At 57.6% G+C, this 16,347-nt stretch carries 16 protein-coding genes and 1 other RNA gene; 7 read left to right on the top strand and 10 right to left on the bottom strand.

The features are described from left to right. The 6 genes from VEZ52_RS05905 to ffs form a co-directional block, all read left to right on the top strand. On the top strand, positions 1-189 hold a 189-nt coding region (locus VEZ52_RS05905; RefSeq protein ID WP_324836004.1), incomplete at its 5' end, for a TonB family protein. 32 nt (positions 190-221) lie between these two features. Continuing rightward, positions 222-1,535 (top strand): translocation protein TolB, encoded by a 1,314-nt coding sequence (locus VEZ52_RS05900; RefSeq protein ID WP_324836003.1) that lies wholly within the window; start codon positions 222-224, stop codon positions 1,533-1,535. Positions 1,536-1,766: 231 nt separating this feature from the next. Further along, positions 1,767-2,234, top strand: coding sequence for a peptidoglycan-associated lipoprotein Pal (gene pal, locus VEZ52_RS05895; RefSeq protein WP_192112865.1), 468 nt, complete (start codon positions 1,767-1,769; stop codon positions 2,232-2,234). A 343-nt stretch (positions 2,235-2,577) separates the two neighbouring features. Next, positions 2,578-3,546: a D-2-hydroxyacid dehydrogenase gene (locus tag VEZ52_RS05890; RefSeq protein WP_298994050.1), complete on the top strand. Its 969-nt coding sequence runs from the start codon at positions 2,578-2,580 to the stop codon at positions 3,544-3,546. A gap of 9 nt (positions 3,547-3,555) precedes the next feature. Next, positions 3,556-4,389 (top strand): amidohydrolase family protein, encoded by an 834-nt coding sequence (locus VEZ52_RS05885; protein WP_324836002.1) that lies wholly within the window; start codon positions 3,556-3,558, stop codon positions 4,387-4,389. A 32-nt stretch (positions 4,390-4,421) separates the two neighbouring features. Beyond that, an RNA gene (ffs, locus tag VEZ52_RS05880) (signal recognition particle sRNA small type) lies at positions 4,422-4,507 on the top strand. A gap of 144 nt (positions 4,508-4,651) precedes the next feature. On the opposite strand, the gene VEZ52_RS05875 is transcribed toward ffs, so the two are convergent. Further along, positions 4,652-5,440 carry an FCD domain-containing protein gene (locus tag VEZ52_RS05875; RefSeq protein WP_324836001.1) on the bottom strand — a complete coding sequence of 263 codons (789 nt, stop codon included), beginning with the start codon at positions 5,438-5,440 and terminating at the stop codon, positions 4,652-4,654. Between the two features lie 329 nt (positions 5,441-5,769). Here VEZ52_RS05875 and VEZ52_RS05870 point away from each other — a divergent pair, with 329 nt between their 5' ends. After that, a complete protein-coding gene (locus VEZ52_RS05870; RefSeq protein ID WP_349255761.1) occupies positions 5,770-7,017 on the top strand; it encodes an NAD(P)-dependent malic enzyme in 1,248 nt (415 codons plus the stop codon). A gap of 580 nt (positions 7,018-7,597) precedes the next feature. Here VEZ52_RS05870 and VEZ52_RS05865 read toward each other — a convergent pair. From VEZ52_RS05865 to VEZ52_RS05825, 9 genes are all read right to left on the bottom strand, one after another. After that, the gene (locus VEZ52_RS05865; protein ID WP_324835999.1) at positions 7,598-8,977 is read right to left on the bottom strand and encodes a sigma-54 dependent transcriptional regulator; all 1,380 of its coding nucleotides are present in this window, start codon (positions 8,975-8,977) and stop codon (positions 7,598-7,600) included. 8 nt (positions 8,978-8,985) lie between these two features. Continuing rightward, positions 8,986-10,476 carry a sensor histidine kinase gene (locus VEZ52_RS05860; RefSeq protein ID WP_324835998.1) on the bottom strand — a complete coding sequence of 497 codons (1,491 nt, stop codon included), beginning with the start codon at positions 10,474-10,476 and terminating at the stop codon, positions 8,986-8,988. A gap of 263 nt (positions 10,477-10,739) precedes the next feature. Then, positions 10,740-12,080, bottom strand: coding sequence for a glucose-6-phosphate isomerase (locus VEZ52_RS05855; RefSeq protein ID WP_324835997.1), 1,341 nt, complete (start codon positions 12,078-12,080; stop codon positions 10,740-10,742). 41 nt (positions 12,081-12,121) lie between these two features. Then, positions 12,122-12,508 carry a hypothetical protein gene (locus VEZ52_RS05850; RefSeq protein WP_324835996.1) on the bottom strand — a complete coding sequence of 129 codons (387 nt, stop codon included), beginning with the start codon at positions 12,506-12,508 and terminating at the stop codon, positions 12,122-12,124. Beyond that, positions 12,508-13,020 carry a YchJ family protein gene (locus tag VEZ52_RS05845; protein ID WP_298994035.1) on the bottom strand — a complete coding sequence of 171 codons (513 nt, stop codon included), beginning with the start codon at positions 13,018-13,020 and terminating at the stop codon, positions 12,508-12,510. Before VEZ52_RS05845 ends, VEZ52_RS05850 begins: the two co-directional genes overlap by 1 nt. 169 nt (positions 13,021-13,189) lie before the next feature. Next, positions 13,190-14,095: a hypothetical protein gene (locus tag VEZ52_RS05840; RefSeq protein WP_324835995.1), complete on the bottom strand. Its 906-nt coding sequence runs from the start codon at positions 14,093-14,095 to the stop codon at positions 13,190-13,192. Between the two features lie 59 nt (positions 14,096-14,154). Beyond that, complete coding sequence (locus tag VEZ52_RS05835) at positions 14,155-14,466, bottom strand: hypothetical protein (protein ID WP_324835994.1); 312 nt, start codon at positions 14,464-14,466, stop codon at positions 14,155-14,157. Positions 14,467-14,559: 93 nt separating this feature from the next. Further along, complete coding sequence (locus tag VEZ52_RS05830) at positions 14,560-15,156, bottom strand: DUF4881 domain-containing protein (protein ID WP_240825129.1); 597 nt, start codon at positions 15,154-15,156, stop codon at positions 14,560-14,562. A 13-nt stretch (positions 15,157-15,169) separates the two neighbouring features. Beyond that, positions 15,170-16,234, bottom strand: a complete 1,065-nt coding sequence (locus VEZ52_RS05825; RefSeq protein ID WP_192112854.1) for a sulfite exporter TauE/SafE family protein — start codon at positions 16,232-16,234, stop codon at positions 15,170-15,172. Positions 16,235-16,347: the final 113 nt, after the last annotated feature.

Genomic DNA, 16,347 nt, shown 5'->3' with positions numbered 1-16,347 from the left:
CAGACACGCCTGAGGCTTACAATTTCCCCTCAGGGAGAAATCACAGATTTCAAGGTAATATCGCCCACGGGCGACAAGCTTCTTGACAAATATGTGCAGCGAGGCATACGCCGAGCAGGCAGCTTGCCCCCTCCGCCCGCCGAACTTGGGGGAACGCTGGACATCACCCTTACACTGGTGCGCCGCTGAGGCGTGCTGCTTGAACAAGGAATACTGACGCCATGAAAAAACAGCTTCTTCTCCTGACCCTGGGGTTCTGGCTGGCTCTCGGAAGCGGGGCGCAGGCCGCCATGCGCGTGGACATTTACGGTCCGGGGCAAAACATTGTTAACCTTGCCCTGGCGGCCCCCATCAAGGGCCCCTCTGCTGAAGCGAACAGCATGGGCACCGACCTGCAAAAAATCGTGCAGGAAAACCTGAGCTTTTTGCCCTTTATGCGTCTTACCGATCCCAGAGCAGTGCTTGGCGGCGTTGTTCTGCCCGGGTATGAGCCGCCGTCCCTCGATTTCAAGCGCTTCCAGCTTGCCGGGTCGGACATTGTGGTAACGACCTACTGGCCCGAGGGCGACAGCGGCACCCGCCCCGTGCAGATCCGCGCTTTTGAAACCAACACTGGCGGGCGGCTTTTTGGCAAGGAGTACCCCAAGGTTACTTCCAAAGACCTGCCCGAAGTGGCCGACCGCTTCTGCGCCGACCTGCTTGAAGCCCTTACGGGCAATGGCGCCTTCTTCCGCTCCACGCTTGCCTTTGTAAAAAAGACGGGCAAGATGAGCGCCAACGTGTGGCTGGTCAAGCCCACCGGGCGCGACCTGCGGCAGATCACCAACATGCCCGGCGAATCCATGTCGCCCGCATGGTCGCCTGATGGCCGCTTTGTGGTCTTTACCCACATTGACGAAAAATCCCATGCCCTCGGCGTGTGGGATCGCTCCAGCGGCAAAGTGCAGCGTATCCGCTTTCCCGGCAACGTGGTTATCGGCCCTGCCTTTATGCCTGACAACAAGGTTGCCGTGGCGCTTTCCAACGGCAAGTACCCCGTTATCTTCCAGCTGAACCACGTTTTCCAGAAAGAACGGGTGCTTGAGCAGAACGACTCCATCAACGTTTCGCCCACATTTGACAGCACGGGCACCAAGATGGCATTTACCTCTTCGCGCCTTGGCGGCCCGCAGATTTTCCTCAAGGATCTGAGCAGCGGCTCGGTCACGCGCGTGAGCAAAAACGGCACGTACAACACCGAAGCCAATCTGTCGCCTGACGGAACTCTGGTGGTATACAGCCGCATGACCGACTATGGTCACCGTATTTTTGTGCAAGATATGCTTACCGGCATGGAACGTCAGGTTACTTTCGGCCCCGGCAGCGATGAACAGCCCGCTTTCTGCGCCGACAGTTACTTTATTGCGTTCTCGTCCACGCGCAACGGGCACGGCATCTACCTGACCACCCGCCACGGCGGCGATGCGAAGCAGGTACCCACCGGTGGTGGTTCCGTGTACTTCCCGCGCTGGGGCATGCCCGGTCAGCAAAAATAGCTAGAAATTAACAGATAGGCCTCTTACCCGCATTTTTACTCGATTTTCCGGCCCTCACGGGACGAAATGGGTAAAAAATATTTTACGAAAGTGCGTCGAAACCCCCTTCCACGCCTTGACAAAAATTGCGGGCCAGATACCATCTGTTATGCGAGGACGAAACGGCCTCGCGTGTGCAGAAAGGAAAGGTATCAATTTTTTTGGAGAATGAGCTGTTCAGGAGGACACACAATGAAACGCTATGCTCTTATTCTCGCTCTGGTTATGGCCCTTGCCGCCGGCTTCGGTTGCGCAAAGAAAACCACCAGCGAACCCGGCTATGACGATGGCCTGACCCCCGAAATGCGTGCGGCCATCCAGCAGATCACTGACGCCCGCGTCTACTTCGCTTTCGACAAATTCGACATCAAGCCCGAATACAAAGAAATGCTGAAGACCAAGGCCGATCTGCTGAAGAAGTACTCCTCTATCCGCGTGCGCATCGAAGGCAACTGCGACGAACGCGGCACCCAGGAATACAACCTCGCCCTCGGCGAACGCCGCGCCCGCGCTTCCTACGAATACCTGGTTACGCTTGGCGTGAATCCCAGCCAGCTGGAAATGATCAGCTACGGCAAGGAAAACCCCGCCGTGCAGGGTAACAACGAAGCTTCGTGGTCCAAGAACCGCCGCGACGACTTCCGCGTGATCGCCCACTAGTCTTTTTAAGATTAGTACTGAAAGAGCCGCCCCATGGGGCGGCTCTTTTTTTGCCCTGTGTACGGCCCGCAACGCTTTTGCCCAGCACAACCAATCGCAACATCTGCACCAGCGTTTGGCAGGCTTACGCCCCGCGCAGCCTTCGCCCCCTTGTTTCAACTGCACAGGAATATTGCGTACAAGCATCGCCGCCCTTTCATGGATTACCAGTGCAATTTACAACCTCGACGACATTTCAGCAGAGCAAGAAAGACATCCAACTATTACAGATATATGACTTTGCGCCAGGAACTTGCGGGCAGCGGCATCACAGGATAGAGTGCAGTCAACAGAGGTTACCTGCATGAAAATAGCCATTCTTGACGGTGCTGTGCTCAATCCCGGCGATGTGGATTGGGGCCCGATCGCATCCCTTGGCGATGTGTCCATTTATGAAACCACTCCCACCGAAGCGGTTGCAGAGCGCACCCAGGGGGCAGACGTGGTGCTTGTCAACAAAACCCCGTTGACTGGCGCAAATCTTGAGCAACTGGACAGCAATGTCCGCATGGTTGGCGTTCTTGCCACCGGCTATAATATTGTAGACGTTGATGCCCTGGCCGCCCGCAATGTTCCTGTGTGCAACGTGGTTGCTTACGGCGTGAGCGATGTGGCGCAGCATGCAATGGCGCTCTTGCTTGAGCTGTGCCGCCATACCAGCCTGCATTCCGAAAGCGTCAAAAACGGCGACTGGCTCAAATCCAAAAGCTGGTGCTACTGGAAGATTCCGCCGCTGTGCCTGGAAGGTCTGACCATGGGCCTCATTGGATTTGGCTCCATAGGCCGCCGCATGGGTGAACTGGCCCACGCCTTTGGCATGAGCGTGCTCGCCTACTGCCGCACCCCCAAGGATCCGCCGTCCTACGGCCCCTTTGCCTTTGCCACGCTTGAGCACCTGCTTTGCGCATCAGACGTGGTTTCCCTGCACTGCCCGCTGACCAAGGAAACACGCAACATCATCAATGCCAAAACGCTTTCTTCCATGCGCAAGGGGGCTATTCTGCTGAATACCTCGCGTGGGCCGCTGGTGGATGAAGCAGCCGCTGCCGAAGCCTTGAAATCCGGGCATCTGCGGGGTCTTGGCACTGACGTGCTTGCGCAGGAACCCCCTCAGGACGACAATCCCCTGTTTTCAGCGCCCAATACGCTGATTACGCCGCACATTGCCTGGGCTACCACGCGTGCGCGGCAAAACATCATTGACCTCATGGCGGAGAACATCCGGCGCTGGCAGGCAGGAACCCCCGTCAATGTGGTGAATGGGGTCAAATAAGCGCCAATCATGTACATCGACATACACACCCACGCCTTTCATCCCAAGATAGCGCACAAGGCAGTGGATCACCTGAATGAATTTTATAGCGTCAACTGCGCGGGCGATGGCACCATCGCCCACCTGCTGGAGCGCGAACGTAAGGCCGAAATGGAAAAGTGCGTGGTTTTGTGCGCAGCCACAGCACCGGCCCAGGTTATTCCGGCAAACAACTACGCCATCACCTTGCAAAAGGAGCATGCGGACAGGGTTATCGCCTTTGGTACGGTACATCCGGGCTATGAAAACTGGGAGGCGGAGCTTAAGCGCATCAAGGCCGCCGGCATCCGCGGCATCAAGCTGCACCCTGATTTTCAGAGCTTCTGGCTGGACGACCCTCGCCTTCTGCCCATTTTTGAAGCAGCGCAAAAAGACTTTGTGTTTGAAATCCACATAGGCGACAGAACAACGCCAGCCCAAAACCCCTCCTGCCCTTACAAACTGGCGGCAATTCTGCGCCAGTTCCCCGGCATGAGGGTGATTGCGGCCCATTTTGGCGGCTACCGCATGTGGGCGCACGCGCTTGATGCACTTGCGGGCAACAGGTTTGAAAACCTTTGGTTCGACACCTCAAGCACAACGCCCTTTGCCACCCCGCTGCTTGCCAAAAAGCTTCTTGGGGCTTTTCCGCGAGAGCGTATTCTCTTTGGCACAGATTGGCCGCTGTACGACCCCGTGGAAGAACGCCAACGGCTGCAACGCCTTGCCAACCTCAAGGATGCGGAGATGGAAACCATCATGAGCAATGCCACATCCTTGCTGTGCGACAGTGCTCCGCAGGCGAAAAGCCAGCACAGCCATTGACAGCCGACCCTCTTTGCGGGTAAGTGTCTTTCCAAGCCGGACGGCGGCAGCACTGCCAACCCCGTCAGGTCCGAAAGGAAGCAGCGGCAACAGACGTTGCCGGGTGTCCGGCCCACAAAAAACCGCAACGGGTTACCGTTGCGGTTTTTTGCGTCCTCGCGAACGTGCGCCAGCCACCGGCCCTGCAAAAAGGAATGCCGCCGCCCCTAGAGGACAAAGCGGCAATTCCGGTTCTGCTGCAATTATACGGGCAGAAGCCGTGCTAATTCTGGTCTTTCGACGGCACGTCCTCATCAACCATCACATCCACCTGATAAATGCCGCGCATTTCGTCCAGGTGAGCGCGCATGGCCTTTTCCGCCAGGTCTGGATCACGCTTCTTGAGCGCTTCGTACACGCCAACGTGGGCGCGGTATGAACGTTCGCTCTGCTTGCGCACCTGCAAGGAGGCGTACAGCGGCGTGATCAGCCAACCGGCAAAGCCCTCGGCCAAAAGCCCGAGAAAGTTGTTGCCCATGCATTCTACTAGATAGCGGTGGAAATCAATATCCGCTTCGGCAAAAGCGCGTATTTCCGATGCGTCCAGCAATCTGCGCTGATTTTGCAGCTGCTCGTCAAGGTGGGTCAGCTGCTCATCGGTTATTTCAAGGGCCATGCGCCGCACCACGGCGGTTTCAAAAAAGAGCCGCAGATCGTGCAGTTGACGCCAGCCGTCAGGCGAGCTGGAGTAAATCTCCAGAGTGGCCCTCATTTCGCGCAGCAGGGGCTTGAGCGTCAGGCGGCACACGCGGGCGCGCATGCCGGGCGAAACCTCAATAAGGCCCATGCGCGCCAGACCGGAAAGCGCTTCGCGAACAGCAGGCCGGCCCACGCCGAACTCGTCCATCAACTCGCGCTCGGAGGGCAGCTTTTGCCCTACCTGATAAACGCCGCTCTGAATGTCGTCCAGCAGACAGCTCAGCACTTCAGTGTGTACTCTGGGCCGCTGGATGTTGCGTTTTCTTCCGGCCTGTGCCTCGGCATCCATATTTTTCGAATTTTCGGTATTCATGGCGAAATTCGTTTCTCCTTGAGGTCTGCGGTACATCGCATCTTTTTGAAAAAACAAGAATTTGTATGCGCTAAAAAAGCAGTAATCCCATAAACCTTATAAAATTTTCATAAGATATTTCCTTACCCCATGAATTTCTGTATGCTTATACAAGAAGGCCGACACAAAATGCTGCGGCTGACCGGTTACTTCCGGCGATTGCCCGCAATGCTGCATCGTTGCTGGCCCAAAAACTTTTTTGCGAGCATGTTGAGGCTGCCCCGCGCCGGCGGCGCATTTTTTACACTGTCACGGCAGACAAACAGATGAAGGAGCAAGTGATGTCACGTATCAAGAACCTGCGGGAAGAAGCCCTGGCCATGCACAAGGAATATCAGGGAAAAATTGAGGTTCGGGTCAAAGCCCCTGTGCGCGATAACGACGACCTCACCCTGGCCTATTCGCCCGGCGTTGCCGAGCCATGCATGGAAATCCATAACGATCCCGCAATGCTTGATGTTTATACAAACCACTCCAACTTTGTCTGCGTTGTTTCCAACGGCACTGCCGTGCTCGGCCTTGGAAGCATCGGCGCTGCCGCAGCCATGCCCGTTATGGAAGGCAAATCTCTGTTGTTCAAAACCTTTGGCGATGTGGATGCCTTCCCCATCTGTGTGGACACCAAGGACACCGGCAAGATCGTGGAGCTTGTTGAACTGATGGCCCCGACCTTTGGCGGCGTGAACCTTGAAGACATCAAGGCCCCTGAATGCTTTGTCATTGAAGACACCCTGAAAAAGAACGGCATCTTCAAAGGCCCCATTTTCCATGACGACCAGCACGGCACCGCAGTTGTTACCCTGGCCGGTCTTATCAACGCTCTGAAAATTGTTGGCAAAAAACTTGATGAAGTGACCGTTGTCACCAGCGGCGCTGGCGCTGCGGGCATTGCCATCATCAAGCTGCTCATGGCCGTAGGCCTCAAGAACGTCATCATGTGCGATTCCAAGGGCGCTATCTGGCAAGGCCGCCCCGAAGGCATGAATCCCTACAAGGATGAAATCGCCAAGCACACCAATCCCAACAAAATCAAGGGCGGTCTGGCCGAGGCCATCAAGGGCGCAGATGTCTTTATTGGCGTTTCCGCGCCCAATTCTCTGAACGAAGACATGATTCGCAGCATGGCCAAGGATCCCATTGTTTTTGCCCAGGCAAACCCCATCCCCGAAATCTGGCCCCTGCAGCGCGCTTTTGATGGCGGCGCAAAAGTAGTGGCAACGGGCCGCTCCGACTGCCCCAACCAGATCAACAATGTGCTGGCCTTCCCCGGCATCTTCCGGGGCGCCATTGACGTGCGCGCCACTGACATCAACGATGCCATGAAGATCGCCGCCGCCAAGGCCCTTGCCGAACTCGTCAAACCTGAAGAGCTCAGCCCCAGCATGATCATTCCTTCGACCCTGAACCCGGACGTGGCTCCTCTGGTGGCGGCTGCCACAGCCAAGGCCGCCATGGAAAGCGGCATTGCCCGCGTCCACATGAACCCTGACGATGTGGCGGAAAACCTCAGAAAGCGTCTCGCCAAGCGCCAGGGGTAAACTTCTGGTCGCTGGCTGGTTGTCACAATTCAAGGGGTCGCGCATGCAGCGCGGCCCTTTTTTCTGTCAGCTGTCTTCGAGTTCAAAACCCGACGCCTCGCATACTGACCTGCGTCAGGTTTCACCTCGACAGAAAAATATTCAGAAAAAATAAAGCCCTGTTTGATCACTCGTTCTGTCGATAATACAGCATTTTAAGAAGTGATACCACGCAATATGCCTGTGGGCAATTACCTGCTGTAGGCCCTTGCAATTCAAAACCCCTCAGCCTACTGACTGGTTGATCAACCTATAAAAAATTATCATTTCTGTAAAGACTGCTGACGCAAATTTGCAACTGGTCTGGCATATTCGACCAAGTTCGCCCAACATACCATTGCGGTATTTAACTAGTTTTTTACTCAGCAAGAAATGAAAAAAATAATAAAGGCGCCCTCAGCCGAAGCCAGGACGCCCTGTTTTTCCTATTGATGGGGGGGGCTGAAACACAGCCAGCATGTGGTGCGAAAGCAATGCCTTGGCTGTAAATCTTGAGGCAATTCAGAAAAAAAGTTTGCCCCTGTCCTGCCCCAAAAACTAATTAATGGCCGGTAATGCCGTATTTCTTGAGCTTGTATTGCAGCAGACTTTTTGAAATTCCAAGATATTCTGCTGCCTTGACCTGTACAAGCTCCGCCCGCACCAAGGCACGGCGGATAAGCGCGGCTTCAATTTTTTCAAGCGTATCAGCCAGGTCAAGCTGTACGGGCAGCAAGTCCACAGCGCTTTTGAACTGCGATTCTTCATCGCGGATCTCGGCGGGCAGATTATCCACGTCAATGACATTGCCCGGTACCAGCACAAGGCAGCTTTCTACCACGTTTTCAAGCTGGCGGATGTTGCCCGGCCACTCGTACCCCGTGAGGTAGTTCAGAGCTTGAGTGCTGAAGGTTTTGGGCGACATGGAATTGTCTGTACAGACCTTTTCCACAAAGTGGGCCACAAGCAGGGGGATGTCCTCCCTGCGCTCGCGCAGGGGCGGCAGGGGAACCTGCACAACGTTAAGGCGGTAGTAGAGGTCATCGCGGAATGCCCCTTTCTCCACCAGCGCGGCAAGATCCTTGTTGGTGGCCGCCACCACGCGAATATCCACCTCAATTTCCTCGCCGCCGCCCACGCGTTCAAAACGCCGCTCCTGCAAGACGCGAAGCAGTTTGACCTGAAGGTCAGGCGTGAGTTCCGCAATTTCATCCAGAAACAGGGTGCCGCTGTCTGCCTGCTCAAAGCGCCCGCGCCGCATGGCGACAGCGCCGGTGAACGATCCCTTTTCATGCCCGAAAAGCTCGCTCTCAAGCACGCCGGGGTTCAGGGCCATGCAGTTCACCGACACAAAGGGCTTGTCCTTGCGGGGGCTGGTATAGTGGATAGCCCGGGCCACCAGCTCCTTGCCCGTACCGGATTCACCGGTAATGAGCACCGTGGAGCGGCTGGGCGCAGCGCGCTCAACCATCAGCAAAACATCCCGTATGGCCCTGCTGCGGCCCACAATCTTGTGGACGCCGTAGCGGTCTTCCATAACTTCCTGCAACAAGCGGTACTGACGGTGCGCCCGCGAAAGTTCCACGGCGTTGTGGATGGAAAGCAGCAGTTCGTCATTGGAAAAAGGTTTGGTGATGTAGTCAAATGCGCCGTAGCGCATGACCTCGACGGCGCTTTCAATGGAGCCGAAGGCCGTCATGATAAGCACCGGAATGTACGGCCAGTTCTTTTTAACCCGCTCAAGCACTTCGCGCCCTGTGACCTTGGGCATTTTCATGTCGGTCACAACAACGTCCACTTCGCTCTCGTCCAGAAATGCCAGTGCGGTTTCAGGGTCGCTGATGGCCGTGACGGCATAGCCCTCGTCTTCAAGCAGGGTTTGCAACACCAGCAGATAGTTTTTTTCGTCGTCGATGATCAGAAGATGCGCTTTTTCGCTCATTATGTATCCTATGCGCCAGTTTGGGCTCTGGGCAGCAGAACCCTTACCAGCGCCCCGCCCTCGGGGCCGTTTTCAAGCTTGATGACACCGCCGTGGCTTGAGATGATCGACTGCACAATGGGCAAACCAAGCCCTGTACCGCCGTCCTTGGTAGTAAAAAAGGGATCCAGCAGGTTGGGTAGCGTAGCGGGGTCAAAACCGGGGCCAGAATCCAGAAACTCAATGCAAACGTGTCCGTTGTCGTCAATGCGCCCATTTATGCGCACAACGCCCGGCCCGTCCATCGCCTGCTGGCCGTTTACAAGGATATTGTAAAAAGCCCGGTACAGCAAATCCTTGTCGCCGGGTGTAAAAAGCTCACTCTCGCACTGCCGTTCAAGCGCCACGCCGCAGCGCCCCATCTCGCCTTCAAGAAAGGCCAGAACCTGATCCAGCACCACATTCACGTCCACGACGACCTGCTTGGGCTGGCGGGGGCGGGCGTAGTCCAGAAAATCGTTGACTGTCTGCGAAAGGCGAACAGCCTCGTCATAAATCGCCCCAAGAATACGGCGTGTGCTGGCGTCGGCCTTGTCGGTACGGCGTTGCAGCAGCTCGGCGCTGGAACGGATGATGCCCAGCGGATTGCGGATTTCGTGCGCGATACTGGCCACCACCCTGCCCATGCTCACCAGCCGTTCGTTACTGTGCAACTGGTTTTCAAGAAGCCTGTTCTTGTACATGCGCGCCGCCAGCACCCGCTCCGAGCGATGGATCAACATGAGCAGCAGGCCAAACATGATCACAGACGAAAGCAGACACATGACAACAATGATACCCTGGAACGTCAGCACCTGCTCATAGTCGCCCGTAATATCCTGCGTAAGCTCCAGCGCGCCCATGATGGGCGCTTCCTCCCCTGGGTGCAGGGGTTCGCCGCGCAAGGGGTAAAGAATGCGCAGCACAAACGAGCCTTCCTGCAACGGCACACGAAAGGGAGCCTGCCAGCCCGGCATGGTCGAGATGATTTCCGACCTCGGCGCTCCGCCTTCCAGAATGTCGTCCAGATATGGCGGAGATAAACCGGCGCGGCCCAGATCTTCCTTTTGGGTGGAATACGCCACCAGACGCGAAAAATCATAAATGCGCAGCCGCTCGACCGGCAAGCCGTGAATGACTGACTTCACCACCTGATCCAGCCTCTCATACTGTTCTGGCTGACGCAGGGCGATACGCCCGTAGCCCAGCAAGGTAGGCAAGGCAAACCGCCGGAATATCTGGCTGTTGAGATTTTCCACAAGCTGCTGGGCAAAGTTCTCCTGCCGTGTGAGCAGGGTCTCGCGCGCAGAGTTGGAAATAAAGAAAGAAAGCCCCAGGCTGGTCAGCAAAATGACCACCAGCGAGAGCCAGGATAATGTGCGGGCGTAACTTGGCAACGCGCTATCCGTGTCTACGGCCTGAGCGCAGGCATCCTCGCACTGGCGGATGCAGGCCTCGTTACGCTGCTTTTTTCTGAACATGACAATGCCTTTGCGCGCGCGGCGGCTCCGGGCGGCGCGGCACTTCTGCCACCGCCGCCGGGACGCAGGGAAAACGACCGCTACGCCCCGCCGCAAAGCCGCCGCTACGCGACAGGTTATAAAAACCCCAGGCATATCCGAAAGCCGCCGCCTGACGGCCACCGCCATTCCTGAAGCACATTTCGGCACACAGGCAAAGGGTTGCGACCAGCGCGGGACACCATTTTTTTGCCCTTGGCAACCGGCCCGCACCGTTCACTTGCTTAAAACTTCTGTTCCATTCTGGGTACGGCAAGGTATTCTGTCAGATCGGCTTCTTCCTGCGCATAACCGCCAGCCCCAAGCCGCGCGTTGGCAAGGCGTTTGCCCAGCTCCACTGCGGGTTGATCCAGCGGGTTGATGCCCATGAGCCAGCCCGTAAACAGGGTGGCCGCCTCAAGCAGCAGCATGAGCGAACCAGCGGCGCGGGGGCCGTTGTTGTGCATTTCCACATGCAGCAGGGGCACGCCGCTCTGGCACAGGGCCATACGGGTTCCCAGGGCTTCGGCTTCAAGCAGGCTCCCAAAGGGTTTGGCCCGCAGCCATGCCCACTGATCCGGCACATCCATGCCAAAATTGGGCCCCTGCGCCTGATCGCGGCTGGTCAGGAAAATGCACCCCTTGTTACGCGGGCCGCTCAAAAACATCTGGTTGATGGAATGCTGATCCGTCACCCCGGTGGCTGGCACAGGCTGGCTGCCCTGCCCGTCCTTGCCCAGGCTTTCGGCCCAAAGCTGGGCAAACCAGTCGCCGTAGGCGGCCCACTGCGGAATGTAGCTGAAGAATATCAACTGGCTGTAGCCCTTGTCTTCCAGAGCCTTGGCCCAGCAGGCCAGAGCAAACGAAGGATGCTCGGCCACCTGCTCCGGATTTTGCAGCAGGGGGCGGGCAACATCGGCTGCGCCGTCCAGCAGGGCCTGCCAGTCTATGCCCAGAAAGGCTGCGGGCAAAAGCCCCACAGCAGAGAGGGCCGAATAGCGGCCGCCAAGATAATCCGGCACTTCAAGGGCGGTCAGCCCATAGCGGTTGGCTTCTTCGCGCAGGTAGCCCTTGCGTTCGTCGGTGACAACGATCATCTGATCCTGCCAGCCCTCGCCCACGCTGGCCTTAAGCCAGTCGCGCACAAGAAAATACTGCGAGATGGTCTCAATGGTGCCGCCAGACTTGCTGATGCACACCACCACGGTTTCCGCGGGATTGAGCTTGCCGAGCAGGGCTTCAAAGCGCTCCGCACAGACATTGTCCGCAATCCACAACCACGGGCCGCGATGACCGGGGCCGTCCTGCCCCGGCGCAAAGGCCTGCTGCATGGCCCGCGCCCCAAGGGCAGAGCCGCCGATGCCCAGCACCAGCATATGCTTGTAGGCCTTGATGCGGGGAATCAGAGGGGCCATTTCCACTTCCAGCTTGGCGCGGAAGGGCATGGAAATAAAGGGCAGCTCGCCGGATGCCAGCTCGCGCTGAAGCCTCTGGGCCACCTCTGGCGCGCGCGCCTTCAGGGCCGCAGCAGAATCAGCGCCAAGGCGATGAGCATAGGCTCTCGACCATTCGAGCAAATGAGGCATGGATACCTCCTGTAGTGTTGCACCGCGTTCCTGGCGGCGCATTACAAAAGTCGCAAGGGTTTGGGAGCAAAAAAACGCCGCCGCACGGCCTTGTAGGTCTGCGGACGCACGCCAAACCGGCAATGCCACAGGGCGCAGGCATCACGCGCCGCACAGGCGCGCACCTCCACCCTGTCGCCAGCACAGCCCATGCATTGCCTGCGAATGGCCCGCAAGGCCTGTCGCGCAGCTTGTTCTACCGGGGCGGGGCATTCCTCGCCCGCCAGCGTGGCAAGCCGCCAGGCCCAAAGGGGGCACTCTTCATCCGCGCAGGCGCGAACCGCCTTGGCAGACGCACCCTGGCACTCCAGACAAAACTGCCGGATGGCTGTCAGAGAACCATTCTTGCCCCTGCCGGAATTTTTTGCGCGTTCTGCATCCGTGGTCATCAGGATTTGGAAGCCCCGCAGCATTTCTTGTATTTTTTGCCGCTGCCGCAGGGGCAGGGATCATTACGCCCCACCTTGGGTTCCTGCCTGCGGTAGGCGTCAGGCCGCAGGGCCACGCCGTCCACATAATAAATCTTGTCGTCCTTGCGCAGAAAAAAGCTGCGCTCGCCCAACTGGCGGGGGATCCCCTCCAGTTCATAATAGGCATAGAATTCAACAACATCAAAAAGTTCGCCGTGTTCTCCGGCGGGAACATCATTTTCGGTCGCGGCAATATCAAGGCGCAGCCAGGTTATATCCCTGGTCTGCTCGGCCAGCTTGTCGGCGTCCACATTTTCCCGGTAATCGGGATGCGTGGTTTCCACAAGCCATTGATGACGGCCAAGCACATAGGCCGAATACCGCGAACGCATGAGGCTTTCTGCGTTCTGGGGCCAGGACGCGCCTTCAATATGGGGGCCGCAGCATTGGTCCAGAGACTGGCCGCTGCCGCAGGGGCAAAGTTGAGACATGAAAATTCCGCCTTGGTTTAAGCCCTCAGGGGGCATATGCAACACAATAAGCATAGCTTATGGCAAAGCAGGCGGCAAGAGCGGCAAGGCGGGATGAATGCGGCGGGCAAAAAAAAAGCGGCATGCACAGGTGACGCGCCAAGTGCATGCCGCAGGAGACCGAACGACCTTATCTGTCTGTGACCGGAGGAGAGAGCGGCCTTGGGGGCCGCAATTGGACAAGACAGCCAGGACGAACGGCGGTATTGGTCGCACCGGCTTCTGCCGCCGGGCTTGAGATTGAGTCAAAATTCAGTTCAAGCGTGCCGTTCTTTGCTTCTTCGGCGCGGGCTGTGCCTAGGGGCATGCCCTGCGCATCGTAGACGGCGCACGGCGTTCCCTTTGCGGGGGCGCGCAGGCCGTACAGCAGGCACCAGATGTGGCCGGATTGCGCTTGCTCGGTAGTGTCAGCATTCTGTTCCACGCGCACGATTTCTCCACAACCAAGGGTTGTCAGCTGGCGTATGTACTTGCTGCCAAGCCTGAACACCACAACCCCGCCCAGCAGAGCCAGACCGCAGCATCCCGCAGCCAGCACAAAGGGGTTGTAGCCGGTAACGCGCCGCAAGTACGAAGTAGACGCGGCCCGCATGGCGGTTTCATCGGTGTGCACGACAACAGTATAGTGCTGCGTGGTGCTGGCAGCCGCACCCCTGAAAGAAACCTTCAGGCCATAAGTGCCGGGCTCCGCAACGGCATCGGCGCGCACACTGCCTCGCCACATGCCGTTGCCAAACCAGTAGCCCGCAAAAAATCCTTCCAGATCATAAAAAAGGGCCGGATTTTCTGGGGCAAATTGCGCTTTAAGATCACTGTTGACGGGATTTTTGATGGTCAGCGGCCCGGATATGGACACGCTGCCGCCGGGCAGCAATTCGATCACATCAGCGCCAGACCTTGCAAGACCTTGCAGGCCGTCAAGTATTCCCAGCAGGGCAAAACCCAGCAACAGGGCGCACAGAGCGCCCCAATAACGCTGCCGGGCACGGGTCTGGAGGCAGTTCTGCCAACCCTGGCTTTTGATGAATTCCCCCATAGGCTCCTTCCTGCCCGCCTGCGGTATGGTCATGACACACGACATGCTGCTGCTCCCGTTTATCGGCGATCAATGACGGGGCACATGGACGTTTCGGCCACGTGCCAGCTTACGAGCCGCTGTCCGAGGCGCGGCAGTTCCACAAGGCTCTGAAACTCGGCGGGATATACCTGGCGCACCTTTTTGGTAAGCCAGAAGGCCCCTGCCCACGTAGGCACCGTGATGCAAAAAAACCATGCGCAGAACACCAGTTCCGAGGCCCCAGAACTGTGGGCCGACTGATACATGCCCACAAAGATCGCGCCAACCATGACTGCGTTGGCCGCAACCCGGATTATGCTGGAATAAAGGGTCTGACGGTAACTGTTCATTGATGCTCTCCTGAGTGTGTTTGTCCACCCGAGGGGCGCCGGAGCGGGGCGAACCGCTCCGGCGCGCAGGGTGGGGGTAAGCACCCTGGGGGTTTACTTCTTGAATATGTTGGTCTTGGACACGTTCATGATGCGCATGGATTGGGCCTTGTCGGCGTTGCGGTAGGCAATGCGCATTTCATCGCCAGCGGTCCATACATAGGCCGGGTAGTCCTGGGCTTCAGCAGGAATCTTGAAGGTGATCAAAGACTTCTGGCGTCCAGAGTACACGGTGACGGTCTGCTGATCCTTGTCGATAATGGGGAAGGTCTTGCCCTTGACCTTGGGATGGTCGGAGCCGACGTTCTTTTCCACATCGGTGAACTGCACGGCCAGTTCGCGTACGCTGTTGGTCTTCTGGTCATAGATAAGCACGGTGTTCTTGACCAGATCGATCATCAGACGGCCACCCACGCTGGGGGTCGGGCCCATGTCTTTGGATTCCACAGGCAGCTTGAAGGTATGTGTGCCGCCGCTGTAGTGCGGGTTAAACTGATCGTGAGTCACGTCCACCACGATGGTGAGAGTTTTGGCTGTGGCATCAAAGGCCACGCAGCGTCCCTGTTCCACGCCTCCATCGAAGTTGCAGCCGGTGAGCAGTGCAACAGAGAAGGCCATCGCCAGCATAAGCATCAGGTTACGAATCTTCATGGCGGGTCTCCTTCTAGTTGGCCGCGGGCTGGTTCTTCTTGGCGGCAATTTCCGCCTTGGCGCCCTGTACCATCTTGACGGTTATGTAAAGGGAGATAGCCGACACGAAGCCGAGCACGTCGATCGTAGCAGCCGGGCCAAGCAGCCAGCCCCATGCCGGGAATTCAGCTTCAACCAGCTTGCACACAACCGAGATGAGGCAGCCGATAACGGCCAGGCCGAACACGAAGCGGATGCCGTAACCCTTTACATACTTGGTGGCGACAACGCCGATCTGCGCGCCGATGGCCGCGCCGCACAGCATGATGAGAGCGGCAAGCAGTTCCACGCGGCCCTTGTATGCGTACGAAGCCGTGCCGTAGAGACCGGAGATGGCGACTTCAAAGAGGTCCGTACCCACCGCCAGATGGGTGGGGCAGCCGACAAGATATACCAGGGCGGGCATGCGGATAAGACCGCCGCCGATGCCGAGGATACCAGCCAGCCAGCCGGTGAAGAAGCTGACGAAGATGGGCAGCCATGCGGAGCAGGTGATGTTGGCCTGCTTGAAGTGGAACACAGGCGGAATCTTGATGGCGTGCAGGCGGGAGGCCCAGTCAACGCCGGTGGCCGTCTGGTCAAGTTCCCTGTTCTGGGCCTTGGCTTCGCGTTCCTTCCTGCGCCGAGCGGCGATATCGTGAAATACAAGCCATGCCAGCAGCACAAGCAGGACAACGTACAACCAGCGCACGACCTTGTCGACGGAACCCAGGCGTTCCAGCCACATGACCATCTGCGCGCCAACTTCCACGCCCACGATGGTACCAACCAGCATGGTCAGGCCCAAGCCGTAGTCAACGTTGCCGAACTTGCCGTGCCGCATGGTGGAGATAAGCGATTTACCCGCCATCTGCGCCACGTCGGTACCAATGGCAAAGGCCATGGGGAAACCAAGAATGTTCAGACCGGGGGTAACCATCCAGGCGCCGCCCATGCCGAAAAAGCCGCCGATAATGCCAACGCCCAAACCAAGAATGACAAGGCCCGGCCAGAAAATGAACACGCCGGAAATGGGCATCAAAATATACAACCATTCCATAACTTGCCTCCTTCCGACTACTTTTCGGACAATTCGCGGTGCTTGAGGTCAATGCCGATGTGCGTCATGACGACATCCGCCAGCCAACCCAGTATGCAACCTGTAACCGGGAT

Origin of the sequence: Desulfovibrio sp. (genome assembly GCF_035644575.1) — a bacterium.
GTDB lineage: Bacteria > Desulfobacterota > Desulfovibrionia > Desulfovibrionales > Desulfovibrionaceae > Desulfovibrio.
Note: the sequence above shows the minus strand (reverse complement) of the source record. Positions and strands in the feature narration are given on the sequence as shown.